Origin of the sequence: Nocardia carnea, assembly GCF_029868855.1 — a bacterium.
Taxonomy (GTDB): domain Bacteria; phylum Actinomycetota; class Actinomycetes; order Mycobacteriales; family Mycobacteriaceae; genus Nocardia; species Nocardia carnea_A.
The window spans coordinates 26,494-50,728 of sequence record NZ_JARWOV010000244.1 but is presented as its reverse complement, the minus strand read 5'-3'; the positions used below and the strand labels follow the sequence as shown (position 1 = coordinate 50,728).

The following is a 24,235-nucleotide window of genomic DNA, read 5'->3' as shown; positions in this document are numbered from 1 at the left end:
CCTTCCGGACGCACGAAGACCTGGCGCGAAAACTTGCTGTTCCGGCAACAGGGTCGCGGGGGTTTTCCCGCGGCCCCGAACGCGAAAAAGGGTTTCAGGCTGTAGCCGCGGGAGTAAACCGCGGGACCGGTGGCAGCGGTGCGGACTCGGCGGAGGCACGGAACGCCTCGATGACGAAGGCCGCGAAGCGCCGGGAAGCCGCGGCGCGGGCAGCCGGCGAGCCGGATTGGATACCCCGGTGGGCCATGAGCATCAGCAGCAGGTCGTCCAGGACGAAGTCGGGACGGAGCTGCCCGGTGCTCTGCGCGCGGCGCGCCAGTTCGGCGACCGATTTCAGAGCGTGTTCCCGGCTCGCGGCGAAGTCGACAGCGTGCGGGAACGTCGATATGAACGCCTCGGTGAATCCTCGGCTGTGCGCATTCAGCTCGAACGTTCGCTCGATGACCCGGCAGAAGCCGCGCCACGGGTCCGGATCGGCCAGTCCCTCGTCGGCTATCGCGTGACAGGTCCGCATCTGATCCGCGAAGGCCTCGGTCGCCAGGACCTCCTTGGTCGGGAAACGGCGATAGAGAGTCGCGGGCCCCACCCCCGCGAGCCGGGCGATCTCCCGCATCGGCACGTTCAACCCTTCGGTGGCGAACAGGGTGCGCGCCGCGTCGAGAATGCGTTCGCGGTTGTCGAGGGCGTCGGAGCGCAGCGAGTGAGTCAAATGGCTGGGCATCACTCTCACTTTAGCTAAGCGGACGGGGGCGTCCGTTAGCGTCGAAAACGAGCGAGACGTTCCCATTCCTCGCCGCCCGAACCCAGACCGAGGAGAGACAGTGAAGGCAGTCGTCATCCAGTCCTTCGGCAGCCCCGACGGGCTGACCGTCACCGATATCCCGGCGCCCCACCCCGGCCCGGGACAGGTGGTGATCGCCACCGAGGCGATCGGCGTCGGCGGCGTCGACGCGGTGATCCGCCGCGGCACCCTCGCCGGATACGGATTCCAGGAGGGCTGGATACCGGGCTCCGAAGTCGCCGGAACCGTGACCGCTGTCGGTGCCGGCGTCGACGCGTCGTGGATCGGCCGGCGCGTATGGGCATTCACGGGCCGGGGCGGCGGCTACGTCGAACAGGCGGTCGCCCCGGTCGCGGACATCCTGCCGCTCCCCACCGACCTGTCCGCCGCCGATGCGGTCACTGTCGGAAGTTCCGCAATGGTGGCCCATTTCGGCCTTGCCCACGCCCATTTCGCAACAGGAGAGTCCGTGCTGGTGCGTGGCGCGGCCGGCAGTATCGGAGTGATGGCGGTCCAGCTGGCGGCACGGGGCGGCGCCCGCGCGGTGGCGGTCACGACATCTTCGGCGGAGCGCGGCGCCCGCCTGCGCGCACTCGGCGCGACCCATGTCCTGGACCGTTCGGGTGAAGGCGGTGCGGACGCCCCCACCGGCTACGACGTGATCATCGACATCATCTCCGGCCCGGATATGCCGGCGTTCCTCGACAAGCTCGAGCCGAACGGCCGCATGGTCGCCGTCGGCGCCGTCGGCGGTTTCCCACCGCCGGACTTCGGCGGGAGAATGGTGGCGTCGTTCCTGAAGTCCCTGTCGTTCGCGACATTCAGCGCCGATACCGTGCCATCGTCGGCCCGCCGTGCCGTGCAGATCGATCAGATGGCCGCCGCCGGTCGCGGCGAGCTGCACGCGATCGTGCACGAAGCACTGCCACTGGACAAGGCGGCGCCGGCGCACCGGAAGATGGACGACGGCGAAGTATTCGGCAGGATCGTGCTGACCCCCTGACCACCGGCGGGCCGGGTCGCGACCCGACGTGTTCGCCATCGGAGTTTCAGTCCCCCGACGCCACCGTGTAGAGCTGGAAACTGCCGCGGAAGCCCTTGAGTTCGGCTGCGCGGGCGGCGGTGACAGCGATATCGGGCCGACCGGCCACGGCGTCGCGCACCGACTCGCTGACGAGGACCTCGCCGCCGTGCGCCTGGGCGGCGACACGGGCGGCCATGGCCACATTCCGGCCGAACAGGTCGTCCCCGCGCCGGACCGATCGGCCCATATGCATGCCGATCCGCACGCGAACACTGGCCACGGGTTTGGCGAGGGTGCCGATAGCGCCCTGCACGTCCAGGCCGCAGCGCACTGCCTGCTCGGCGTCGCCGAACGCGATCATGAAACCATCGCCCTGACTCTTCACGATATGCCCGTTGTGCGCGGCGACGTATTTGCGGATCAGCCGGTCGTGCCGGCCGAGCAGCGCGACCCAGGCCCGATCGCCCAATCGTTCGTTCAGCGCGGTGGAACCTTCGATATCGGAGAAGGCGATCACGACATTGCCCTCGGCGGTGAGTCGCGCCAGGTCCGGCCGTTCCACCTGCGCCCAGCCGGCCAGATCCTCGATCGAACTGAGCACCACCGCGCGGAAGCCCTTGCGGCGCACCAGGCTCGCGGTCTGCCATACGGTCTTGACTGCTTCCCGGCCGCTGTCCACCAGCAGCTGCCGGGTATCGGGCCTGCGCCGTGTCTCGGCGAGCTCACGCCGGCTGCGTACCAGCAACCGCCACAGCACGATCAGGCCGGCGGCCTCGGCCACGACGGCTGCCGCCAGAACGTATTCGATCATCGGTGCCCTACCGCGGAGTGGTGGTGTCGCCGGAGGGGCCCGGCTCGGCATGGGTGGCCTGGCTCAACTGCTGGGAGACCTCGGGCAGGTCGGCATGGATGCGGCGGTCCATGGCCCGGGCGAGCAGTTCGTCGGCGACCTGGCGGACGGCCGGGCGTAGCTGGGCGAGGGTCCCGGCGAGCTCGTTCAGTCGTTCGGGAGCAGGGTTCTCCGACACCGGGTTGACGAGATTGACCCGGAATTCCCGGACGAACGCAAAGGCCATCCGATCGAAGGCCGCTTCCAGTTCCCAGCTCAGGGCCAGTACCGAGCGCAGCGGGATACCGGCGGCCACGAACGCGGTCGCGGCCTCGAGCAGCCGTCCACTGGAGTAGACGAAGCGATCTTCTTCGATCCGCAGGTAACCCAGCTCCATCGCCTCGGCAATGGCCTCGGGGGTGGCTTGTTCGCCGAAGCGCGTCAGCATCTGGTCGAAGTCCAGGGTGACCTCCCCGTCTCCCCAAGCCTGTGACGCCGCCGTTTCGAAGCCCAGCAGTTCCGACACCCCACCGCCGTACTCGGCGCTCGTCAGCAGGTCGGCGATGCCGTCGAGGCTGTGACCGCGGCCGAGCAGATCGGCGATGAGCCGCAAACGCTCCAGGTGGGCCTGGTTGTACACGGCGTGGCGCCCCTGCCGCCGTGGTGCGTCGAGAAGACCCCTGTCCTGGTAATAGCGCACAGTACGCACCGCGACGCCGGCAGCCTCGGCCAGTTCCGCGACCCGGTACTCCTGCTGCGTCATCGTCATCCTTCCGCTCATCGTCGGCGAGCCGAGTTCCGGCAAGCTTAACCGCACTGTCTCAGTAGATGGTGATTTCCAGCATGGGATTCCGCCACGACAGGACAGACAACGCGGCGATGTTGTGGTGCAGGTCACCGTCGGTTACAGTCTTTACTGATACAGAGGAGTGCCGGCGGACCGAGCCGGCCCATCGGGGTCCGTGCATTCGGCGGTGAGGAGGCCGAGGTCGGTGCTGACGAACAGCCCTCGAATTAGTAAGGAACTCGAGATCGCCGGAATGCCGGCCATCGAGCATCTACCCCGGCCCCGCCGACTATCCCAGCAATTACTGGACCATCTCGCCGGCGCAGGCGAGGGCGGCAGTCCGGCGGCAGTACTGCCGTGCGGCGTGGCGCGGCGCGAGGCCGCCGAGGTGGTGGCCGGATGCCTGGAACTCGTGGCCGCGGCGCTACAAGGTCGCTCGGCGGGCCGCATACCCGAGCCCGTGCAGGACAAGATCGCCGACTGGGCCGCCGACGGCGTGGCACTCGAGGCCGTGCAGCACGCCACCCACCTCGGGTTCCGGTTCGTTCTCGATCTGCTCGCCCGGCACGCCCACGGCCCCGACAGCCGGGCGCTCGTCGTCGCAGGACAACGGCTGGCCGAGGTGCTGGACAGCGTCGTCACCACTTTCACCAGAGCCTACGTGCGCGAATTGCGGGCCCATACCGCCATGCGGCAGGCCGGCGCCGAGGTCCTGGCAGCCGCCCTGATCGCCGGGACGAGCACCACGGAAATGGCGCGCGAGTGCGGGTTTCGCGACGCGGACGCCTACGCGGTGTTCGCGCTGGCCCTCACCTCTCCGGCAGACGAGGCCGCCGACGACCACCACGATCCCATGGGCGCGCACCGTCGGCTGCGACGACTGCGCGGTGAACTGACGCGGGGCGGTGATATGCCATTGACCCGGCTCAGCGAGAAAGGTGGCACCGTCCTGGTTCCCTGTGATTCGGACGACGACACCACTGCCACAAGGCTGTTCGAGCGCCTGCGAAACGCCGCGGGTGACCCGCTGCCGGCCACCGTGGTCCACGCTCGCCGCGACGAAGTACCCGAAGCAACCCGGCGCGCCCACGAACTTCTCGACCTCGCCCAGCGCCTGCACCGGCCCGCCGGTCTGTACCGGATGGCGGATCTCGCCGTGGAATACCAGATCACCCGCGCCGGCCCGGCCCGGCGCCGCCTGGCGAGCTCGGTGGACCCACTGCTCGATCAGCCCGAGCTGCTGGACACCCTGACCATGCACCTCGCCAACGAACGCAACCGCCAGCGCACCGCCCGCGCTCTCTACGTCCACGCCAACACCATCGACTACCGATTGCGCCGTATCGCCCGCCTGACCGGCCTGGACCCCGCCGACACCGAAGGCCTGTGGCAGCTACAGGCCGCCCTGATCGCCAACGCCTACGAGTCCGGCCATACCGATCCGCCCCTACCGGACCCGGCGAATACCGAGAATCTCGAGCACACCGGCGGGTCCGCAGCCGCCCTCGCCACCACAACTCCGCGGGCGTCCCTGTCCCCCGGCCCGCCGGTGGGGGCGGCCCTCGGATAACCGCTCTGGCTCCGGGGCTGCTGCGGGCCGGGCAAGAACGAATCCCCCGCCTTCCTGATCAGTCCAGGACCGCGTACGCCTCGACCTCGACCAGCACATCCGGTTCGAAGAGGTAATCCACACCGATCGCCGACAGCGGCGGTAGCGGCCGGGGTATCCCGAGCTCGTCCACGACGCTGTCGATACCCGCGACGAAAGCGTCGTACTTGTCCGGACTCCAGTTCGTGACGAAGAACCGCAGCCGCACGACATCGGCGAAAGTGGCACCCGCCCCCGCCAGACCGCGCGCGGTACTGCGCAGGGCGTGCGCGACCTGACCGGCGAGGTCACCGGTCGCGACCGGGTTACCCGTGGCGTCACGCGCGATCTGACCGGCCACATGAACCTGGCGCGCACCGGTGCCGATCGAAACGTGGTGATACGGAACGGGCGCGAACATACCTTCGGGGGTGAGCAGTTGCACTGCCATGAGTGTCCCTTTCGCTGGTAGAAGCAAGTATCTGATGTCTACCTGGTGCCCAAAGGGAACTTCAACGAGACTAGGTTTCATGATGGAAACCACCGCACCGGCACCGCAGCTCACGCAACAGCACCGCGATCTGCTCGATCAGGTGCTCGACAAATGGTCACTGCGGATCCTCGACGCGCTGTGCGAGCACGGGCCCCTGCGCTTCAACGGACTCCGCCGGGCCATACCGGTGGTGACGCAGAAATCGCTGACGGCCGCACTGCGGCGCCTCGAACGCAACGGGATGATCGAGCGGATCGTCACCAACACCCGCCCCGTCGCCGTCGAATACCGCCTGACACCCCTCGGCAGATCGCTACAGGATCTCCTCGACGCACTCCTGAACTGGGCGACGAGCACCCTGCCCGAGGTCGAACGCGCCCGCGCGGAATTCGACGACCGACTCGACAATGAGCCCTGATCAGGCCATTTCCGGCACCCGCAGGTGGGCGAGCGGCAACTCGAATTCCCGCACGTCGAGCGCTTCGACCCCGGTCTGCCGGGCCGCGTCCACCCGCAGCGAAGCCGACTGTTCCCGGCTCGCACGCATCGCCGCGGCGCTGTCGTAGCTGGTGCACGAGACCGCGCGGCCGGACCGCCGGTTGACCATGAGACTTGCACTGCAGAACCCGTCCAGCTGCTCCATCGCGGGCAGTGTGGCGGCCTTGTAGATCTCCACGGCCGAATCCAGCCGGCTCGGATCGGTCTTCACCCAGGTCGCGCGTACGCACGCGCCCTCGCTCGCCCGGTGTGCCCGATGCAGTCCGGCGATCTCCCATTCCTCGATCTGCGCACTCCCGCCGAAGGTCGCGAGCGCCCGGTCACGAATAGGGGCGACCCGCTGTTTGCTCGCGTCCATCGCCTCCCGGGTCTCCCACGAACTGGTGGCGATGCTGTGCCCGGTGGCCCGGTCGACCAGCAACGACAGTCCCATGCATCCGGGGATCTCCCGTAATCCGGGCAGGACTTCATCGCGCATATACGCGATCCCGGCATCGATAGCGGAGGGTTGCGCCTGAATTCTGGTAGATCGCGCGAACACGACCCACCCCCTCTCTGCTCGAGGCGGCGCCCCGGTGGCGCCACCGGCTCCCTTCACCCTGCTCTCCCGCTCCCGCGGTGGCAAGAGGGTAGGCGGTCTCGGCCGGATCCGTGCCCTGACGGCTCTGGAGAACAACCGCTGGTAGGACGGCTGCCGGCTACTCGCCGCCGCGGCCAGGCTCACCCGTACCGGCGGTGCCGCGCCCGGCCGCGCGGCACCGGAGCAGGTACGGGTGGTTGGCTTCGTCGAGCGCGAGCGCGGCGGTCCACAGGGAGGCATCCAGAGTTCCGGGTAACCGCCACTCGGCCGGTGCCGCAGCGGGCACGTGGATACGCACCGGGTCCAGCTCGATGAGGTACCGGTCCGCGATTGCCCACCATTGCCGGCCGGTCGCGTCCACTACAACGGCGACGACCAGATCACCGGCCCCCGGGAGTTGCCGGGCCGCGACCCGAACCGGTTCGGGGATATGCCGGTTCTCCACCCGATCCTCGAGCTGATCACCACACACTCCGAAGACGAGGCCGAACCCGAACATGTCCGCTCCCAGCGCTTTCCGCAGCTGCGCGGCTCGCATGTGGACCGGATTGGGTTCGTCGTCGCCCCGGTCGCCCGTGAGATCGACAGCGGCACATTCGGCTTCGATATTCTCGCCGTCGAACCGGAACCCGTACAGCATCGGCAGCAAACTCGGCGGCATCGACAGCAGAAAGCGAGCGGTGATCTCGTCGATGGACTCGTCATCGGGGTAGCGGATCGCGCTCACCCGACCGTCCCCTGCGCCCAGAACTGATGCCGGACCACATCCCACAGCGCGGAGAGTTCCGGAAACCGCTCGCGCATATCGGCGAGATCCGGTGCGGCGCCGAGATCGCCGACGGCGACCACGGTGCGGTCGTCGGCGAGGTTACGCACCCGGACGATCCGGATCCGCTCCCCGTCGCGCTGCCACACCGCGCGCCACTCCCCCGACACCGCACTGTGAGTTCTGCCGCCGGGGTGCCGTTGTTGCCCCGTCGAAAGGCTTCCGCATCGATCCACCATGCGGGTTATCGTCCGCTCCGTACGTCCTGCCGTAAGAGCTCAGCGGGACAGTCCGATTCGATCGGTCCGTCGGCCCAGGGGCCGGAACGCCCGACACCCCGCAGAGGTACGAAACGGACCCACACCAGGTCCGTTCCGGACCCGTAACCATCCGACGTCACGTACTCAGTAACCAGCGGCAGGCTCGGCTGTACCTTTCGAATACTCCGATTTACGGGCGGTCCGGCACTGGAACGTTCCGAGGCCGGACATATGGCGCATTCCGGCCGAATTCTGCTGCTCAGAGGTCTTCCGCGCCGCTCGTACCTATGGTTGAGTTGCCGGTGGTTCGCCGGAATGAATAGTTCAGCGGGACAGTCCGATTCGAGTCGGCGGGAAGCCTTGATCACGGACCGTTCCGCTCCGGGGAAACGTCCGAATCGGACCGCGTTCTGGGCTTTTCTGCCGACCGAGGGGAAGGGGAGAAATGACACGAGACGAACAACCCGGATCCACCCTGCCGCGACGGCAACTGGGCCGGGCACTACGCGAAGCGCGGCAGGGGGCGGGATTCACCCTGGAACAGGCCGCGCGGGAAATGGAGATGAGCAAGACCTCGGTCATCCGAATCGAGAAGGGGCACAACGAGAAGGTCCGGTTACGGGATGTGGAGGGGTTCGGTCGGCTGTACGAACTGACCGATGACCAGCTAGCGGAGTTGAAGACCCTCGCTCAGCAGTCGGCTACGAAATCGTGGTGGGTGAGTTCGCGCCACCGGATCAAAGCGGGCTTCGGAACCTATCTCGAACTCGAACCAGCGGCATCGAAACTGCACGTCTATCAATCCTCGATCGTTCCTGGGCTGCTCCAGACATTGGACTATGCACGGGGCATTGTGCTGCCTTTCTTTCCGGATGACACACCAGAGGATGTTGAACAGCGATTGGCACTGCGGATGCGCAGAGCGGCGATTCTGACCAGACAGCACCACCCGGTACACGCAGAGTTCCTGATACACGAAAGTGCGCTTCATATTCGTGTCGGTTCGGCCGCCACCATGTGCAGGCAGATGCGGCATATCGCCGATATGAGCACTCGACCGAACATCAGCGTGCGGATACTGCCGTTCACCGCAGGATTCCCGGGCACGTGGGCACCGGTCCACCCTTTTATCATCCTGGACTTCCCGGCCACCGGCGGGGAGTTCCGCGACGAACCGCCAGTTGTGCATACCGAAGCAACCATGGGAACCATGTTTTTCGAGAGCACCGACGATGTGAACATCTATCGCGGGATCCACGACACTCTGCGGGCAGCCACACTGGAGGAGCACCGATCGAGAGACCTGCTCAGGCAGTTGGCAAGGAGATACGAGCAATGACTTCCGACATGGCCCCGGCCCGATGGTTCAAATCCTCCCACAGCGACTCGACCGGAGAATGCGTCGAGGTGGCCTGGCTGAACGATACGACCATCGGAGTCCGCGATTCGAAGAACCCGGCAGGTCCCGTGCTCGTCTTCGCACCGAGTGAGTGGGCCACCTTCACCACCAGCCTTCGGCTTCGTCCCCGCTGAGGCCGGTGGTCCGGAGGCTACGCGAACCGGATGACCGGCCTGTAGGGTGAATGTGGGTTCGTGTGGATGGCTCACACGCCGAGCAGGAGGGGCATGCGCACCGCGAGGAAGAAGCACGCACGGGTAGTGGGGAATGCCGTGGCGGCGATGGCAGTCGTGGGGCTGGTAACCGGTTGCGGGGTCTCGGACAGCGGGGAACCATCTCCGGGAGTGTCGATCACCACCGCAGGAGAGCAGAACGTCGACTGGAACCCGTGCTCGGAACTGCCGGAGGAAGCATTGCGGGCAACCGGCGCGGACCCGGGAACCAAAGACACCGACGTAGATGCCCCCGGCGACAAGGCGGCATTCCGTATCTGCTCTTGGGATGCGAATGACGGGCCCTATTACATCAGCGTGGGTTCGAGTACCTTCGCCCAGGATCGCTGGTCCGAGAACACGGCCATCACAGGAATCAGCCCCGTAGAGATCAACGGTAGGTCTGGACTCACGTTTTATCCCAGTACCGGCGAGAGCCCGATACGACTGTGCTATGCCAGCCTCCCGACGGAGCACGGCCTCGCCTTCGTTTCCGTCAACTGGCGCTACAGCCGGCGCGACTCGCTACCGGAGTCGCCGCCGTGCGGTTTGGCGGTACAGCACGCTACGACGCTCGAACCGTATCTACCGGAGTGAAATCCGATGAGCCCGTTTTCCCGCTCCCCGCGGTACCGGCCGGACAATTCTGTTCAGGATGGCCGCCATGTCTGACCAAGACGCCCCACCGGCGGTGACGCTACAACAGTGGCAGAATCTCAAAACTCAGGCCGAAAGCGGCCAACTACGAATGGAAGAGGGCATCAGCACTCAGCTGGTGAGCCGATGTAACACCTTCATCGACCGCTTGGACGAGATGCTGCGTACCGCAGAGCACCTCGGCACACTGAGCGGATTCGGCACTCTTCGATCCGCAGCAGCATTGCGAGACAAGCTCGCTCGCAAAGGGGTCGGCGACCCGGACTCCGCAGCGAATCGGTTGAAGGCTGCGATCGACATCGTCATTTTGATGAAAGAAACCTTCGAATTGGCCGGACGCCGCATCGAAGAGACCGATCAGTCCACCTCCAGTGCGCTGGGCAATGCGGGAGCGTGATCATGGCTTGGTACAGGTCCGATGAAGCGGAAAGAAACAAAGCGGCCGATGACCAGGTCGTCAAAGATCAAGACACCAAATGGGGGCAGGATCGCGCCGCCTTCAGCGGCGAATGGTCGAGTTTGGTCGGCGAATGGGGCGGTGAGTTCGCGGGCCCGGCCATCCTCGAGAAGGACGGCTTCGCTGCCATGACGCACCAGCAGATCTGGGATGCGCTCCAGGATGTCGATTCCGCGCTCATCAACGACAAAGCGACCGCCTGGCGGAATCTGGCGACCGAAGCTCGCGACGCCAACAAAGAGTTCCTCGATGGCGTGAACGCCGACCTCGAAGCCGGCTGGAACGGGCAATCCGGCACGGCCGCCGTCAACGGCGTACGGGCATTCAGCGCCTCGTTCACCTCACTCGCCGCGAGCTTTCAGATGGTCGCGCACGGTCTGGACCTGATCGAAGGCCACCTGGCGCAGGCAAAAGCATCCGTCGGAAAACCGGATAACGAATCCACCGGCGACTGGATCACAAACGCCCTACTCCCCGATGACGTCTTCAAGACCCCGCAGTATCGCGCCGACGAAGCCCAGGAAACCGCACGTCACGTGATGACGACGTACTACGAGCCCGGCGCTACCGATGTCGACAGTAAGACCCCGGTGTTGCCGGAGCCGGTGAAGCCGGTGGACGACGGCAGTAAACCACCGGGCACCGATATTCCGACAGGTTCCACCACGACCAACGGCACCACGGCACCCCCCGGCACCACTACCGACGACGGCACCGACACCGGGGACCCCGGACAACAGCCCACCGGCGAGGATCCGCAGCCCACCGAACCGCAGTCGACCGAACCGCAGAGCACCACACCGCAATCGACGACCCCGCAGTCGACGACCCCGACAACACCTTCCCTCACCACCGGATCGCCCACGGCCCCCGGTACGCCCGGCCTGCCTGCGGGCACCCCGTCCGGTACTCCATCGGGTGCTCCGCAGACCGCCCCCTACATTCCCGGGCAGACGGTGCAGGGCAGCCCGAACAAACCCGCCGGTGCCCCGGCCGCCACCACGGCAGCCGGTACCAGCAACCGGGCCGGTCGCACCGGGATGCCCGGCATGATGTCGCCCGGCGCCGCGCGCGGTAACCGCGAGGACGACGACGAACACGAAACCCCCGACTACCTGATCTACGACCGAGGTAGCGAACTGCTGGGCACTCAGCCGCCGGCTCTGCCGCCGGGCGGGGTGATCGGCGGGTGAACGACCTGCAGTGGCGCCTGAGCGGGGAGATGTTCATTCAGGCGGTGCGCCGTTTCGAGCGTGATCGGCTGCCCTATCCGATCCGAGTGCTGCCGCTCGGTCCGACCGAGACACCGCCGAGCGCCGAGGAGTACGAGCGCGTCCGAGTGTCGGCGGCGCAGCGGCTACAGGCGATGGCGGACGATAGTTTCTTTCACGCCATGCGCACGCTGCTGGAACCGCAGGTCCGGATCGAAGTGCACGGCGCCTACGATCGCGGTTTCGAGCGGGTGGTGCGGATACATGCCGGTCTCGCCGGGCGGTCGGCCACGTTGGCGCTCCAGAGCCCTGGTCCGACAAAGGAATACGGCGGTGATATCCAACTGCTCACTCTGGCACCGGAAGAACTCTCCGCCAGGCTGGTGGCCTGCCTCCCCCGCTGCGCGCCGGGCCGGTTCGCGCAGGTTCGCGGCACCCGGGCCGAGATCGGGCAGATCGAATACGCCCGGCACCCGACCCGGATGTCCCGTATCGAACAGATCAACCAGATCATGCGCCGGCCGCGTTCCGGGGTGGGCGAAATCGGAGTCTTCGCCGGACCGGCGATCGATTCCCGCCCGACCGGCAACCCACACGGTTTCCACTGGATGGACCTCCTCCCCCAAGACGGGCGATACCTGCTGATCAAACACAGCAGCGAAGAATTCACCCTCGCGCCCGGATCACCCGACGAAATCACCCGGCGCCTCCAGCACGCCATCGGCACAGTCCGGCAGAGCACACCGCGCGCGCCGCACCGGGCAGCATCCCCGCAGCCGCCCCGGGATAGCGCACAACCACGGCAACCCCAGCGCGAACTTTCCTCGCAGGCACCCCTACGGCGAGTGATCTCCCAGGACGAGATCGACGCCGACGACGCCTACTTCCGGGAACGCAACCAGCGCGGCTGGCTGTCCTGAGCTGCCCGCGCTCCGCCGGCGGACGTCCTGGGCGTCGTATGGCCGTTGAACCAGGGCCCAGGTGTTGCGGGGCTGGACGTTGATGTCAGCCGGTAGCCGCCGCGCGAGTTCATACCCGGCGCACGTCGGGGCCGACGTCGATCTGGCCGAACCCTCGGTCCAGCAGAGCCGTGCGGTCCGCCTTCCCGCCTGATCGCACCCACTCGCTGGATACGGCGTCGAGTACCGCGGTGGCTGCGTTGGTGAGCAAGTCCGCGGTGTATGCGTCGATGTCTGCTCCTGGGCGGTTTCGCAGCGCTTCGCTGACGCGCTGCCGCCATTCGGTTCGCCGGTGATGGAATCGTCCGACGAGCGCGGGTGTGGCCTCGATGAGCCGAAGGGTAGCGAGTATCTGCTCACCGGCCTGGATCTCGCCCTGCCAGGCCCCGAGCACCAGATGCAGCGACTCCCAGGCGTCTTCGCCGACAGGCCGAGCCGCGATATCGGCGACAACTTTCTCTCCGGTGAGGTCGACGCCGTCGAAGACGACGTCTTCCTTGGTGGGGAAGTACCGGAAGAAGCTGCGCTTGGTCATTCCGGCTGCGCCGGCGATCTCCTCGACAGTCGTCTCGTCGAATCCCTTCCGGGTGAACAGGCCCATGGCGACCTCGGCGAGCTCGGCCCGGACCGCTCGGCGCGTCCGTTCGCGCAGTCCTTCTGTCACGCACTCAGACTACTTGTCGACATCAGGTGTCTATGATGTCACCAAGTGACAATCTAGCGAGTGGAGTGGTGACCGTGGAAGGCAAGACCGTGCTGGTGACCGGGAGTACCGGAGGTATCGGGAAGGAAACCGCGCGAGCCCTGGCCGTACTGGGGGCCGGCGTCATCCTCGTCGGGCGCGACAGGGACCGTGCCGAGGCTGCCGTGGACGAGCTCCGCGGCTGCAGTGGGAACGACCGCGTCGAAGCGATCACAGCCGATATGTCCCGGCTCCGCGACGTGCAGCGCCTCGCCGAGGAGGTCGGCAATCGGACCGATGGTGTGGATGTGCTGATCAACAATGCGGGTGCGACGCGACCCCACCGGACACTGACCGAAGACGGCCTCGAGACCGCGTTCGCGGTCAATGTGGTCGCGCCGTTCTGTCTCACGCATTGGCTGATGCCGGCCCTGACGGCCGCCGGGTCCACTCGGCAGCCCGCCCGGGTCGTCAACATCACGGGCGGCATCCCGAAGGGGCGGATCGACCTGGACAACCTGCAAGGGGAGAAATCCTACGTCGGGCTGTCGTTCTACAACCAGACCAAGCTGGCACAGATGGCGATGAGTTACCGTTTCGCCCGAGAACTCGACGGCACCCGTGTGACGCTGAACGTGGCCTACCCCGGGCACGCGTACACGTCGATGAACAAGAACCTCACCACCGCCACCTACCCGCTGCCGGCGCGACCGATAGTGCCGCTGCTGCGGCTCGCCATGCCGATCGTCTACGGCCACCGCGCACTACTGCGGGCCACCCGCTCCAGCGTGTACCTCGCCTCCAGTCCCGAGGCCGAAGGTATTCACGGGACTTACTTCAACAGCAAGGCCACCCCGACCCAGTGGCCCGGTGCCGTCCTGGACAGAAGCACCCAGAGCATCATCTGGGAATTGTGTGAGACACAACGCGACCGGCTGACCACACAGTGATCCGCCACGAACGGAAGGGCTCCCGCGGGCGTGCGCATGAAAGTGCGCCACTGCGAAACCGGCCATCAGCACCGCACAACAGCCCGGCCGCCACGCCGCCCGACCTACCACCGGGCGGTGATTTCGGCGAGCCACTGTGCGGTAGGGCCGGTCACTTTTCCGGCCGCTACCAGACCAACTGCCATACCTCGATGGTCGACGTTCACAACCCCCACAGTTCACAGTGGTGCCCGGCATTCATATCGACCTGTCCGGCGCCGTCCTGAAATCTGATCGCGGTGTTCTGTTCGTCGAACCGGGGCCAGTGGGGGCGGTCGGCGCCGTTCGGGTCTGCTGACCGGACGAACGCGGTCCAATAGCCGACGAGAAGATCGGCGAGTGGCTGCTGTTCGGCAGTGAGCGCGGGTCCGGTGGGGAAATCGAACAGGTAGTAGAGGTCGGAGCCGTGCGCGGTGGCCGGTCGGACATGCGGTGGCAGCGGGTTTCCGGCGGGAGTCGGCGCGGATTCGGCGGCGAAGATGTAGGCATAGGTGGGCGCCTTGGTGCTGTGCTGCCGGCCGGTTCGCCAGGACGGGCAGATCCAGTCGCGGTCACTGAAGACTCGTCCGGCCGCGGCCGTGGGCGATGGAAAATCCGTTGCCGGATACCGCCGTTCGACGTCCGCGGCTGCCTGCCCGAAGGCAGTCCGTAGCACGGCAGAGTACCGGTCGGCCGTGAGCGGCTCCGGATAGGCGGCGAGGGTGAATTCGAGGTGCTCGTCTGCGGTATTCCCTTGCAGAAGTGGCACTTCTGCCTGTTTTCCGGAGTCGAATGCTCGTGCCGGCTCCTCGGGTACGAGTTCGGTACCGTAGGCCAGCAGCGGGAACCCGGCGGTATGCGGCAACAGTGCCCGCGCCGGTAGGTCACGTAGGCACGCCACATCGGAGCAGCCCAATCGACTGGCCAGGCCGCGGCCCGTGTGCTGGATGGTGGTCAGTGGTTGCCATGTCGAGATGGCGCCGACCGCTTCGCCGAACGCGCCTGCGGGGTGGCTGGTCCGGCACGAGCCACTGGCGACGATCGCCTGCTGGAACAGTCCCCGAGCCTGCGGTGAAGTCAGCAGGGTGCAGGCGCTCATGGCACCGGCCGAAGCACCCGCCAGAGTGACCCGGCCGGGGTCGCCGCCGAAATGAGCGATGTTGTCGCGCACCCATGCCAGGGCCGCGACCTGGTCCTGCAGCCCGAAATTGCTGCCGCGGAGTCCGGGATGGGCGTAGAAGCCGAATACGCCGAGCCGATAGTTGACCGTCACCACCACGACGCCACCGGCACGCACCAGCCGGGCCGGATCGTAGATCGAGCCGGCGCCGGTGACGAAACCACCGCCCGGGATCCACACCAGGACCGGCCGGGCCGCCTTTGCGCTGTCACCGGCCGGAGCAGTCACGTCGAGGGTGAGGCAATCTTCGCTCTGGTCGAGACCCGGTGGCATCTCAGGCGCCTCCGGTTGCAGGCAGACCGGGCCTGAAGTCGTCGCCTCGCGGATACCTCGCCAGGTATTCGGCGGTTGCGGTGGGTGCCAGCGGCGTTCTCCTACGGGCGGCGCGGCATAGGGAATACCCCGGAAGCGGGCTACCCCGTCGGCTTCGATCCCGCGCACCCTGCCTGCGTCGAGATCGATCAGAGGTGCTCGTGGTTCCGCGCGCGAGTCAGGGAGTGCACCGCACCCGGCCAGCGTGGCCGCAACCAGTAGTCCAGCGACCACGAACACCAGCGACCGGCAGCGGATCACTTGATGACACCGGCCTGCTTGGCCTTGCGGTTACCCCAACCCGCCAGCGGCACTCCAACGCAGGCCACCACGACATATACCGGCAACTGAACCGGGAATCCACCGGGCAGCCAGCTCAGCAACCCGGAATTGCCGTGGTCGGCCAGCAACCTGATCGCGCCCTGGACTCCGAGCACCAGCAGCAGCATGCCGCCGATCAACGCTGTCACGTAACGCATTCGCCCTCTTCTTTCGTCTTCAGGCCGGCCTCTGGCCGGAAATCCACACGCCGGAGTACGACGCGGTGGCAACTTCATGGTTCGACTGCACCATAACAGCGTTGATACGATCGCACCACAAAGGATTGCCTGCCGAAGGATCGAACGACAAGGACCAAACCCGTGCCCCGACAGGTCGACCACGCACTACGCCGCCGCCAGATCGCCGAAGCGGTCTGGCGGCTGGCCATACGCGGCGGACTCGAACAGGTCACCCTCCGACAGGTGGCGGCCGAAGCCGGAGTGTCCGCGCGCCTGCTGCAGTACTACTTCGGCACACGCGACCAATTGCTGCTCGGCGCACTGGAAATTCTCAATACAGACGCCGAAGAACAGGCCCGGGATCGCCTGGCAGCACTGGGCGAAGACCCTGGTATCCGCGCGATCGTGCGAGGCGTGCTACTGGAAATGCTCCCCCTGGACGAGGAACGACGCAGCAGGCACGTGGTGTACGCGGCCTACTTCGTCCGCTTCCTCACCGAACCCGATCTCGCCGCCGTGGCACGGGCTGCCCCACCAGCGCTGGCCGATCTGGTCGCCGGCCTCCTCACCCGGGGCCAGACTTTCCAGCAGGTACCCCAGGAGGTCGACGCAGCCGGTGAAGCCATGTTCCTGACCGCTGCCGCCGAAGGTTTACAGACCCGACTGCTGCTGGGGCAACTGAGCCCCGAACGCGCCCTCACTCTGATCGACACACAACTCGACCGCATTTTCACCGACGCCGACCCACACCCACCCGAATCCACACCGACGACATCACAGTCGCCTCGCACAGGTTGAGAGCCGACGTAGACGGAGGACGGGGCGTTGTGGCACGGACGGCCATCCCGGTCCCCCGCCACGCCGGCAACTCGGCCGGGCCACTACGCAAACCCGACAGACTAGTTCACCCTGGAACAGGCGGCGCGGATAAGGAGATGATCGACTGGCCGGCGTAGCCCTCACCTGGTGGCAGCGGCGAGCGCCCGAACCGGTTCGCCACTCGGCCAACCGGCTCACGGCTCACCAGGACACGAGAAGTTTCTCCGGGCCCCGGACCAGCAACCCCGACTTCCACGGGATCTCGTCCTCCGGCACCGCGAGCCGCAAACCCGGGAACCGCTCCAGCAATGCCTCCATCGCGACCTGGAGTTCCACCCGCGCCAGCTGCGCGCCGAGGCAGTGATGCGCCCCGTACCCGAACGCGATGTGCGGATTGCGCGGCCGGGTCAGGTCGAGTGTTTCCGGATCGTCGAATACGGCTTCGTCCCGGTTGGCGGCCTGGGTGTGCACGAACACCGCCTCCCCTGCCCGCACCGTGACCCCGCTGAGCACCACGTCCTCGGTCGCCACCCGCGGTTGTCCGCCGCCGGCGCCGAGCTGGGTGTGGCGCAGCAGTTCCTCGACAGCGCCCGGGATCAGCTCCGGGTCGGCACGCAACTGGTCCCAGTATTCGCGCTGCGTGAGCAGGACATAGGTGAAGTTGGCGATCTGGTTCGCGGTGGTCTCATGGCCCGCGATGAGAATCCCGACGCCCAGATTGACCAGTTCCCGTTCGCTCAGCCGGTCCTCGTCGTCGCGGGCCGCGACCAGCGCACCGAGCAGATCATCGGTGGGGTGTTCCCGGCGCTGGGCCACCTGTTCGGCCAGGTAGCCCTCGAGCGAACCCCGGGCGGCTTCGATCTGCTCGCGGGTGTAGGCGGTGGTGGACAGGATCGCGTCGGAGAAGTCACGGAAACGGTGCTGCTCCCCGGCCGGCACGCCGAGCATTTCGCAGATCACGGTTACCGGTAACGGAAGAGCCAGCCCCTGCACCAGATCGGCGGGGGCACCGGCGCGTTCCATTTCGCCGAGTTTCTCGTCCACGATCTGCCGCGTGCGCGGGCGGAGTTCCGCGACCCGGCGGCTGGTGAACGCCTTGGCGACCAGTTTGCGCAACCGGCTGTGCTCGGGCGGATCCAGGCTCAGCAGCGAATCGGGTTGCGCGGGAGCCGGGGTGGCGCGCGGGACGTCTTCGCGGCCGACGGTCGCCGCGCGGCTGAACCGGGGATCGCCGAGCACCGTTCTGACGTCGTCGTAGCGGGTGACCAGCCAGCCTTGGCCGCCGTAGGGCAATTCGACCCGACTGACCGGCTCCTCGCGGCGCAGTTTCGCGTAGAGCGGGTCCATATCGAGACGTGTCGGTGCACCGAAGGGGTAGCGGCGCACCTCGGTGTTCACGGTCATGCGATCTCCCTTCCGCGGCGCCCGGCGGGCGGACACCCCAGCAATGTAAGCGGCTGCTTACTTAGCCAGGGTAAGGGTGTGCGGGATCACGCGTCAACGACGAGATACCGTTACTCCGGAGGAAATCCGGGGTCGTTCCGTTCCAGCAGCACACCCGCCGCACGCAGCACATATCCGGCAACCTCGGCGGGATCGGCACCGGCCAGCGGCTCCCGGCGCAGCACCGAACGCACCAGTCCGATACCGAGCAGCCAGGCCAGCAGCAGATCTGCCCGTACCTCCGCACCCTCCCCGTCGGTGAGCGAGGACAACGCCCGGATGTACTCCTCCCCCAATTCCCGGCGGATCACGGACGCACTCGCCTCGTGTCCACTGGACCGCAATGCCGCCTGCAACCAATTCCCGTGCACTGTCGCCTCCCCCGGCTCCAACGCCTTTTCCAGCAGCCTCGACAGCAGCGTCTCCACCGAGCCGGATTCGAGCATCGACCGGCCCCGATCGGTCATCGTCGCCCGGAACAGTTCATCCTTGTTCCCGAAATACCGGAACAGCAGCGCCTGGTTCACACCTGCACGGGTCGCGATATCACGCACCGTCGCCCGCTCGTAGCCCCGCTCGGCGAACAATTCCTGTGCCGCCGCCAGAATCGCGGCCCTGGTAGCCGCGGAATCCCGCCTCCGGCCACCCGGCTCGTTTCCGCCGACCATCTGTCCTCCGATCCGATATCCGGACAAGCAGCGTAAACACATTCCGGATCGGGACAAAGCAGGCAGCCCGGAGGATGGACGCCGCCGCAGTCCCCGAATTAGGCTCGGCGAACCATGCTCGAACTCCTCGGAATAAACCATCTGACCCTGCCGACAACGGATATCGACCGGCTCACCGCGTTCTACACCGGACTACTCGGCGCCCGGCTCGCCTTCGAACGCCCCGCCGCTCCAGACGCACCTCGGATCGCGATACTCGACGTCGGCGGCGCCGACCACCTGATGCTCGTCGAAACAGATGGTCCCGGCAGCAGCCGCCCCGACCCACTCGGCCGCGCCGGCTGGGGCCTGCGCCTGGCGGCCTACGACCAACTGTGCTCCCTGCGCGAAACGCTGCTCGCAGCGGGAGCGCAGGTGGGCCCGATCGAAACCCTCCCCACCCAATGGACGATGACAGCGCACGATCCCGACGGCCGCCCAGTGGACCTACGAGTCCACCGCCCCCGCTGAAGTTCTACAGGGTCGACCGGCAACACCGATCGGGCGCGAGCCGATACGCCACGAGTCAGGCCCGCAGCCGCTCACGGGCCTCCATCAAGGCGAACCCGAGAAGGTTCAGCCCCTTCCACCCGGCCGGGCTCTCGATTCGGGGATCGTCGGCAGTCAGCCCGACACCCCAGACCCGGTCCACCGGGCTGGCCTCCACGAGGACTCGATCCCCGGTGTCCAACAGGAATCGTCGCAACTCCGCGTGCTGACCGAATTTCGCCAGGTTGCCGCTCACCACGATGCCGAACCGGTGTTCCACCCACGTATCGTCGGCGAACCCCCGGATACTCCGGCCCAATTTCTTGGCGGCACCCGGATGCGTTGCCGCCAAAACTTTTTCCGCGATGTCGTAGTCGTCGAAGAGCAACGCCTTCCGCCACATCATGTAATGCTCGGCCGTCGCGAAATCCACGTCGTCGACCGTGAACCGCACCGGCCACCATTGGCTCAGGCAATTCGCACCGATCCGCCCGTCGGGACGCGGCTGGTGGCCCCAGAACGGCAGGTACTTCACCCGCTCACGATCGGAAGCGGCGATCAATTCGCCGACACTACGCGCTTGCACTCCTCCGAGTCTGCCCCCGAGGCTCCGAAAACACATCCCATTTCCGGTTCACCGATTGCTCGGCGGCTCCCGCTCTCACAGTTTGCGAGCCAACCCGGCCGATATGAGCTGATCCCATACGGTCAGTTCCCGTTCCGCCGTGCCGATACTGCTCAGTGGCGAATCGGATTCGTCCGGGGTATCGGGCCGCCACAAGACCGCTGGCACGATTCCGGGTTCGAGGATCTCCAGATCACCGAACAGCTCACGGATCTCATCGTCGGTGCGCCACCGGCCGCGCCCGAACGTCGACTGCAGTTTCTGCTCCGCCGCCTCGGTCTCCGCATTCCCACCGGACCTGAAATGGGAAATGAATACCTGACTTCCGGAGGGAATCTGATCACGCCAGTAGGAAACGACACCGTGCGGATCCTCGTCGTCGTTGAGGTGGTGCAGGATCGCACTGAACACCATCGCCACCGGCTGCTCGAAATCGATGAGGCGGCGCACCTCGTCGTTGTCTCGGATCTTTTCCGGCTCACGCACATCGGCCTGGACCACGGTGGTGCGGTCGTCGGTGGCCAGCAGCGTCCGGCCGTGCGCGAGCACGATCGGATCGTTGTCCACATAGACGACCTTCGCACCGTCGGTGTATCGCGCCGCGATCTGGTGCACGTTGTCCGCTGTCGGCAGTCCGCTGCCCAGGTCGATGAACTGTTTCACCCCACTGCGGGCGATATCGCGCACACCCCGCACCAGCGCCTGCCTGTTCCCGAAGGCGATGGCCACCGAACCGGGCAGATCGACCTTGAAATGGTCGCCGATTTTCTGATCGACCGGATAATTGTCCTTCCCCCCGAGCAAATAGTCGTACACCCGCGCGATGCTCGGTGTATTCGGATCCACCACGCCCGCATTGTCGTTCATCACGCTCTCCCGTCGACGGAGCCTCCCGTGCCCTCATGGTAGGCAGCCGGGCAAACCTTTGTCCCCGCAACCACGATGGCCCGTTCCCACAATCGGGCGGAGCACGCAGGCACCGTGATCGGTTATGCCGTATCGCCCCGAAGCAGCTGGAAGGTCGAAATCGGCTCACCGGCCCGCTCGCTTTCGGCCAGCGCACCACGCCAGTGGTTCTGCACCGCGCGCGCCGAGCCCGTGTCGACTCCGACGGCGGCGGTCTCGGCCACGTGCCCGGCACCGGCCGTCATCATGCGCAGATGTCCGAGATCACGCCACCCGCCGGTGTCGGTTGCCATGGCGGCAACCGCCCGCTCCGTCGGCCATCACTCCGCCGGCGACGAAGCGGCCGCCTCGCGCACGGACCCACTTCGCGGCCGCGCGGGTCTCGTCCGGCGTATCCGACGAGAGGTTGACTATTGTTTTCCCGGGCAGGTGGTCGGCAGCCGGCCCGAGGACGTCGTACATGGCGGCATAGTCGGTCAGGCTGAGCACGATCACTTCGCCGGCATCGAGAGCCCGGGCGACCGTATGCGCACGGGTAGCGCCGAATTCCCTCATGGCTTCTGCTTTTTCCTGGCTACGGTTCCAGACGGAGACCACGAGGTTCGAAGCCCGCAGCGAACGGACCATCGCCTGTCCCATCGGGCCCAGCCCGATAACGGTCACCGGACCGGTTGCTGTATGCGACATGATGGCGCTTCCTCCCTGTATCGGGGCCGGTGTTTCGTGGCAGCTCTCACCGGCCGGACCGGCGAGATACCAGGAGTTCGAACAAGGCGGTGATGCTCTGCTCGCCACGACCTTCGGCAACCGCTCGCTGCAACAGCTCGTGCATCGGAGCGTGCCAGGACAGATCGACGCCCGAGTCTGCGCCGAGCTGCTCGTCGTAGGGGATCGCGTCGTGGAACAACGCGATCGAGGAACCGAGGCGGGTGTAGTCCCGGTCGTCGATCTCTCCGGCCATGATCGGTAGGAGTGATTCGATCATCTGTAGCCATTTGACGGAGTAGGGCACCATCGTCTGCGCTGCGATGCCACGACCCGCCAGCAACGCCGCGCCTTCGAAGAATCCGAGCAGCGCAGGCAGGAGGGTAGCGCCGACGGCCGACTCGTAGAGGGCGGCCAGATCCGGGTCGTCCCCCAGATGGACGAGGTCGCCGCCGAGCGCCTGCAACGTTGCCCGGTGAGTGTCGAATACCGCTCGTTCACCGGAGAAATACAACAGGGTGTCCGGCTTACCGACGGCCGAGGGCACATTCTTGATCGCCCCAGCGAGGAAACGCGCCCCGCAGCTTTTCACCCACGCCGCGAATTCCCGAGCCTCGGCGGGGGTGCCGCTGTTGAGGGTGATCACGGTCCGGCCGGCCAACTGGTGCTCCGCGCCCGTCAAACTCTCGCGTGCAGACCGGAAGCCGCTGGTGCAACTGATGACCAACGGGCTTGCGGCGAGGGCATCGGCGAGGTCGAGCTGGTGGTCGGCGCCCGCCGCCACCAGCGGAGCCGCCCGGTGCGGAGTCCGATTCCATACCGTCGTCGAATGCCCGGCCGCGAGAAAGGCTTCGGCGAGCGCCCGCCCCATCGATCCCGTGCCGAGCACGGTCACCGGAACCTCCTGACCGGCCGCTGTGATTCCAGTACGTGCTGTTCGGAGGGCTTCCGGGGTCTCGTTCACAAGGTCCGAGTGTCGGCTCGGACGCCGACCCGGACAAGTACACACTTCCTGGTGGGATACCCCACTTCCAGGTAAGCGAAGTGCTCCCGAAGGTCCACCGGATGGGCGAATGACCCACATCACAGCGGAAGCCACTGGCGTCCTGCGCGTCACGAACACTGCGAGCGCTCTCGGCGGAGATCCGGCCCGGCCGCCCCATGCTCCCCGTGGGAAAGTATCGCAACTCCACGCGCGTTTCTTTTAGACGCAAGCGTTGTGCATAAGGAACAAAAACTGAATTTCGAAATGTGAAGCGAGCACGAAATTCCCGAAATATACCGGGAAAGAATTGTTCGAGGCAAATTGATTCAGTATCGTCGTCGACGCAGGTCCTGGCGCGAACCGGACGCCGGCACGGGCGGCCCCGACCGGAGTGGCCTGCATTTCGGATCGTATGGATTCCGAATTTCAGCGGCAGAAATAGCAGGCCGGTGGGTCGACTGTGGTCGATTCATGTGTTTATTCCGGCATTCGAGCTTGTGAGCATGTAATCGGAGGACCAGCGATGGCCGCGGGGCAGTCATGGGCAGATGTAGCGGCGGAGCTGATCCAGAAGTTGAAGCAGCTCGCGCCGCATTACACCCGAGCTCACGAATTGCCCACCCGGGGGCCGCCGATACCGCACGCGATGCCGGCAAGGTTTTCGAACAGAGCGACGCCGCAGCGGCGAAACCTGTGGCCGGAACAGGCAGAACTCCGGAGTTCGCCCAGCCTGCGGGCAGAAATACCGGGAAGCCGGACACTGCGACCGGCTCGGATCCGGAGCGCAGGGTGCGACTCGATCTCTCCACACCCGACTACACGGCCAAACTCGCGGAGGCTCCGATCTACCGGAAGAAGAGTTTGGTCCGCGCCCGAATCGCGGAGGAGGGCGAGCTCGTCGAAACCGTCCTGGCGGATGGCACCAGAGAAACCACCAATCGCACCCGGGCAGGCCAGGTCGTCATCACGAACCCGGGCGGCGAGGAATACATCTACAAGGCAGCCGAATCGGATATCGACGCCGCCCGAACCCACTTCCGGCAACGGCACGAGGAGACCGAGGAAGCCGGAGTGTATCGAGCGAAAGGGAAGATACGCGCAATCCCGAACGACACCGGTCACCCGATCGAGATAATGGCCCCGTGGGGTGAACCACAATACGCCGAGGTCGACGGCAAGATCGGCACGCCCTTCGATCCGGAGAAACCGGACGAGATCAGCCTGGATCGTTACCTCATCGGCGGCCAGGAATTCATCGACACCTACGAACTGGACACCTGAACCCGCCAGACGCGGTAGCGGTCGGCCGGGCTCTCCGCCCACCACGACCGCTGGCCTGTACTGCCGGCGCACCACCGTGGTCCGAGGCCGGGCAGGAGTCGACCGGCCCGCCGAGTCCGGGAGCCGAGCCGG

31 protein-coding genes are annotated in these 24,235 nt (G+C 66.4%); 13 read left to right on the top strand and 18 right to left on the bottom strand.

The genetic code is table 11. The annotated features are described in order from the left end of the window. Positions 1–94: 94 nt before the first annotated feature. Positions 95–721: a TetR/AcrR family transcriptional regulator gene (locus QH195_RS24480; protein WP_280437171.1), complete on the bottom strand. Its 627-nt coding sequence runs from the start codon at positions 719–721 to the stop codon at positions 95–97. A gap of 100 nt (positions 722–821) precedes the next feature. On the opposite strand from QH195_RS24480, the gene QH195_RS24475 reads away from it, so the two are divergent. Further along, the gene (locus QH195_RS24475) at positions 822–1,784 is read left to right on the top strand and encodes a zinc-binding dehydrogenase (protein WP_280437170.1); all 963 of its coding nucleotides are present in this window, start codon (positions 822–824) and stop codon (positions 1,782–1,784) included. 46 nt (positions 1,785–1,830) lie between these two features. Here QH195_RS24475 and QH195_RS24470 read toward each other — a convergent pair whose 3' ends face one another. Both QH195_RS24470 and QH195_RS24465 read right to left on the bottom strand, forming a co-directional pair. Next, the gene (locus QH195_RS24470; RefSeq protein ID WP_280437169.1) at positions 1,831–2,616 is read right to left on the bottom strand and encodes an adenylate/guanylate cyclase domain-containing protein; all 786 of its coding nucleotides are present in this window, start codon (positions 2,614–2,616) and stop codon (positions 1,831–1,833) included. A gap of 7 nt (positions 2,617–2,623) precedes the next feature. Then, positions 2,624–3,397, bottom strand: a complete 774-nt coding sequence (locus QH195_RS24465) for a MerR family transcriptional regulator (protein ID WP_280437168.1) — start codon at positions 3,395–3,397, stop codon at positions 2,624–2,626. 229 nt (positions 3,398–3,626) lie between these two features. On the opposite strand from QH195_RS24465, the gene QH195_RS24460 reads away from it, so the two are divergent. Further along, the gene (locus QH195_RS24460; protein ID WP_280437167.1) at positions 3,627–4,991 is read left to right on the top strand and encodes a PucR family transcriptional regulator; all 1,365 of its coding nucleotides are present in this window, start codon (positions 3,627–3,629) and stop codon (positions 4,989–4,991) included. Positions 4,992–5,049: 58 nt separating this feature from the next. On the opposite strand, the gene QH195_RS24455 is transcribed toward QH195_RS24460, so the two are convergent. Beyond that, positions 5,050–5,460 (bottom strand): RidA family protein, encoded by a 411-nt coding sequence (locus tag QH195_RS24455; protein ID WP_280421105.1) that lies wholly within the window; start codon positions 5,458–5,460, stop codon positions 5,050–5,052. A 79-nt stretch (positions 5,461–5,539) separates the two neighbouring features. On the opposite strand from QH195_RS24455, the gene QH195_RS24450 reads away from it, so the two are divergent. Next, positions 5,540–5,920 (top strand): winged helix-turn-helix transcriptional regulator, encoded by a 381-nt coding sequence (locus QH195_RS24450; RefSeq protein ID WP_280437166.1) that lies wholly within the window; start codon positions 5,540–5,542, stop codon positions 5,918–5,920. On the opposite strand, the gene QH195_RS24445 is transcribed toward QH195_RS24450, so the two are convergent. The 3 genes from QH195_RS24445 to QH195_RS24435 form a co-directional block, all read right to left on the bottom strand. Further along, a complete protein-coding gene (locus tag QH195_RS24445; RefSeq protein ID WP_280421107.1) occupies positions 5,921–6,541 on the bottom strand; it encodes an antibiotic biosynthesis monooxygenase in 621 nt (206 codons plus the stop codon). It lies immediately after the preceding gene. 157 nt (positions 6,542–6,698) lie between these two features. Next, entirely contained in the window at positions 6,699–7,307 is a 609-nt protein-coding gene (locus QH195_RS24440; protein ID WP_280437165.1) for a hypothetical protein, read from the bottom strand. Then, positions 7,304–7,516: a hypothetical protein gene (locus tag QH195_RS24435; protein WP_280421109.1), complete on the bottom strand. Its 213-nt coding sequence runs from the start codon at positions 7,514–7,516 to the stop codon at positions 7,304–7,306. The genes QH195_RS24440 and QH195_RS24435 overlap by 4 nt, the downstream gene beginning before the upstream one ends. Positions 7,517–8,051: 535 nt before the next feature. On the opposite strand from QH195_RS24435, the gene QH195_RS24430 reads away from it, so the two are divergent. Together QH195_RS24430 and QH195_RS24425 are read left to right on the top strand one after the other, a co-directional pair. Further along, positions 8,052–8,945, top strand: a complete 894-nt coding sequence (locus QH195_RS24430; protein ID WP_280437164.1) for a helix-turn-helix domain-containing protein — start codon at positions 8,052–8,054, stop codon at positions 8,943–8,945. After that, positions 8,942–9,139 (top strand): DUF397 domain-containing protein, encoded by a 198-nt coding sequence (locus tag QH195_RS24425; protein ID WP_280437163.1) that lies wholly within the window; start codon positions 8,942–8,944, stop codon positions 9,137–9,139. Before QH195_RS24430 ends, QH195_RS24425 begins: the two co-directional genes overlap by 4 nt. 71 nt (positions 9,140–9,210) lie before the next feature. Here QH195_RS24425 and QH195_RS24420 read toward each other — a convergent pair whose 3' ends face one another. Next, positions 9,211–9,360 carry a hypothetical protein gene (locus QH195_RS24420; RefSeq protein WP_280437162.1) on the bottom strand — a complete coding sequence of 50 codons (150 nt, stop codon included), beginning with the start codon at positions 9,358–9,360 and terminating at the stop codon, positions 9,211–9,213. On the opposite strand from QH195_RS24420, the gene QH195_RS24415 reads away from it, so the two are divergent. The 4 genes from QH195_RS24415 to QH195_RS24400 all read left to right on the top strand — a co-directional run bounded on the left by QH195_RS24415 (position 9,350) and on the right by QH195_RS24400 (position 12,462). Then, entirely contained in the window at positions 9,350–9,814 is a 465-nt protein-coding gene (locus tag QH195_RS24415) for a DUF3558 domain-containing protein (RefSeq protein WP_280437161.1), read from the top strand. The two genes, QH195_RS24420 and QH195_RS24415, sit on opposite strands and share 11 nt — an antisense overlap. A gap of 67 nt (positions 9,815–9,881) precedes the next feature. Continuing rightward, positions 9,882–10,271: a hypothetical protein gene (locus QH195_RS24410; RefSeq protein ID WP_280437160.1), complete on the top strand. Its 390-nt coding sequence runs from the start codon at positions 9,882–9,884 to the stop codon at positions 10,269–10,271. Between the two features lie 2 nt (positions 10,272–10,273). Further along, positions 10,274–11,524 carry a WXG100 family type VII secretion target gene (locus QH195_RS24405; protein WP_280437159.1) on the top strand — a complete coding sequence of 417 codons (1,251 nt, stop codon included), beginning with the start codon at positions 10,274–10,276 and terminating at the stop codon, positions 11,522–11,524. Next, complete coding sequence (locus QH195_RS24400; RefSeq protein WP_280437158.1) at positions 11,521–12,462, top strand: ESX secretion-associated protein EspG; 942 nt, start codon at positions 11,521–11,523, stop codon at positions 12,460–12,462. The genes QH195_RS24405 and QH195_RS24400 overlap by 4 nt, the downstream gene beginning before the upstream one ends. A 109-nt stretch (positions 12,463–12,571) precedes the next feature. On the opposite strand, the gene QH195_RS24395 is transcribed toward QH195_RS24400, so the two are convergent. Next, complete coding sequence (locus tag QH195_RS24395) at positions 12,572–13,165, bottom strand: TetR family transcriptional regulator (protein WP_280437157.1); 594 nt, start codon at positions 13,163–13,165, stop codon at positions 12,572–12,574. A gap of 74 nt (positions 13,166–13,239) precedes the next feature. Between QH195_RS24395 and QH195_RS24390 the strand changes: the two genes are divergently transcribed. Next, the gene (locus QH195_RS24390) at positions 13,240–14,133 is read left to right on the top strand and encodes an SDR family NAD(P)-dependent oxidoreductase (RefSeq protein ID WP_280437156.1); all 894 of its coding nucleotides are present in this window, start codon (positions 13,240–13,242) and stop codon (positions 14,131–14,133) included. 202 nt (positions 14,134–14,335) lie between these two features. On the opposite strand, the gene QH195_RS24385 is transcribed toward QH195_RS24390, so the two are convergent. Then, entirely contained in the window at positions 14,336–15,877 is a 1,542-nt protein-coding gene (locus tag QH195_RS24385) for a carboxylesterase/lipase family protein (protein WP_280437235.1), read from the bottom strand. Between the two features lie 23 nt (positions 15,878–15,900). Next, positions 15,901–16,122, bottom strand: a complete 222-nt coding sequence (locus QH195_RS24380) for a hypothetical protein (protein WP_280437155.1) — start codon at positions 16,120–16,122, stop codon at positions 15,901–15,903. A gap of 162 nt (positions 16,123–16,284) precedes the next feature. On the opposite strand from QH195_RS24380, the gene QH195_RS24375 reads away from it, so the two are divergent. Next, positions 16,285–16,941 (top strand): TetR/AcrR family transcriptional regulator, encoded by a 657-nt coding sequence (locus QH195_RS24375; RefSeq protein ID WP_280437154.1) that lies wholly within the window; start codon positions 16,285–16,287, stop codon positions 16,939–16,941. Positions 16,942–17,163: 222 nt separating this feature from the next. Here QH195_RS24375 and QH195_RS24370 read toward each other — a convergent pair whose 3' ends face one another. After that, positions 17,164–18,366 (bottom strand): cytochrome P450, encoded by a 1,203-nt coding sequence (locus tag QH195_RS24370; protein ID WP_280437153.1) that lies wholly within the window; start codon positions 18,364–18,366, stop codon positions 17,164–17,166. 110 nt (positions 18,367–18,476) lie between these two features. Beyond that, a complete protein-coding gene (locus tag QH195_RS24365; protein WP_280437152.1) occupies positions 18,477–19,073 on the bottom strand; it encodes a TetR/AcrR family transcriptional regulator in 597 nt (198 codons plus the stop codon). Positions 19,074–19,187: 114 nt separating this feature from the next. On the opposite strand from QH195_RS24365, the gene QH195_RS24360 reads away from it, so the two are divergent. Then, a complete protein-coding gene (locus QH195_RS24360; protein WP_280437151.1) occupies positions 19,188–19,583 on the top strand; it encodes a VOC family protein in 396 nt (131 codons plus the stop codon). 55 nt (positions 19,584–19,638) lie between these two features. Here the strand turns inward: QH195_RS24360 and QH195_RS24355 are convergent, their stop codons facing one another. From QH195_RS24355 to QH195_RS24335, 5 genes are all read right to left on the bottom strand, one after another. Beyond that, positions 19,639–20,187 (bottom strand): NADAR family protein, encoded by a 549-nt coding sequence (locus QH195_RS24355; protein WP_280437150.1) that lies wholly within the window; start codon positions 20,185–20,187, stop codon positions 19,639–19,641. A 75-nt stretch (positions 20,188–20,262) separates the two neighbouring features. Next, on the bottom strand, positions 20,263–21,093 hold the full coding sequence (locus QH195_RS24350) for an SAM-dependent methyltransferase (protein ID WP_280421122.1): 831 nt from the start codon (positions 21,091–21,093) through the stop codon (positions 20,263–20,265). A 122-nt stretch (positions 21,094–21,215) separates the two neighbouring features. Next, on the bottom strand, positions 21,216–21,425 hold the full coding sequence (locus QH195_RS24345) for a hypothetical protein (protein WP_280437149.1): 210 nt from the start codon (positions 21,423–21,425) through the stop codon (positions 21,216–21,218). After that, positions 21,397–21,795, bottom strand: coding sequence for an NAD(P)-binding domain-containing protein (locus QH195_RS24340; RefSeq protein WP_280437148.1), 399 nt, complete (start codon positions 21,793–21,795; stop codon positions 21,397–21,399). Before QH195_RS24340 ends, QH195_RS24345 begins: the two co-directional genes overlap by 29 nt. A gap of 70 nt (positions 21,796–21,865) precedes the next feature. Further along, positions 21,866–22,732: an NAD(P)-dependent oxidoreductase gene (locus QH195_RS24335; RefSeq protein ID WP_280437147.1), complete on the bottom strand. Its 867-nt coding sequence runs from the start codon at positions 22,730–22,732 to the stop codon at positions 21,866–21,868. 879 nt (positions 22,733–23,611) lie between these two features. Between QH195_RS24335 and QH195_RS24330 the strand changes: the two genes are divergently transcribed. Next, positions 23,612–24,103: a hypothetical protein gene (locus QH195_RS24330; protein WP_280437146.1), complete on the top strand. Its 492-nt coding sequence runs from the start codon at positions 23,612–23,614 to the stop codon at positions 24,101–24,103. The last annotated feature ends 132 nt before the right edge of the window (positions 24,104–24,235 follow it).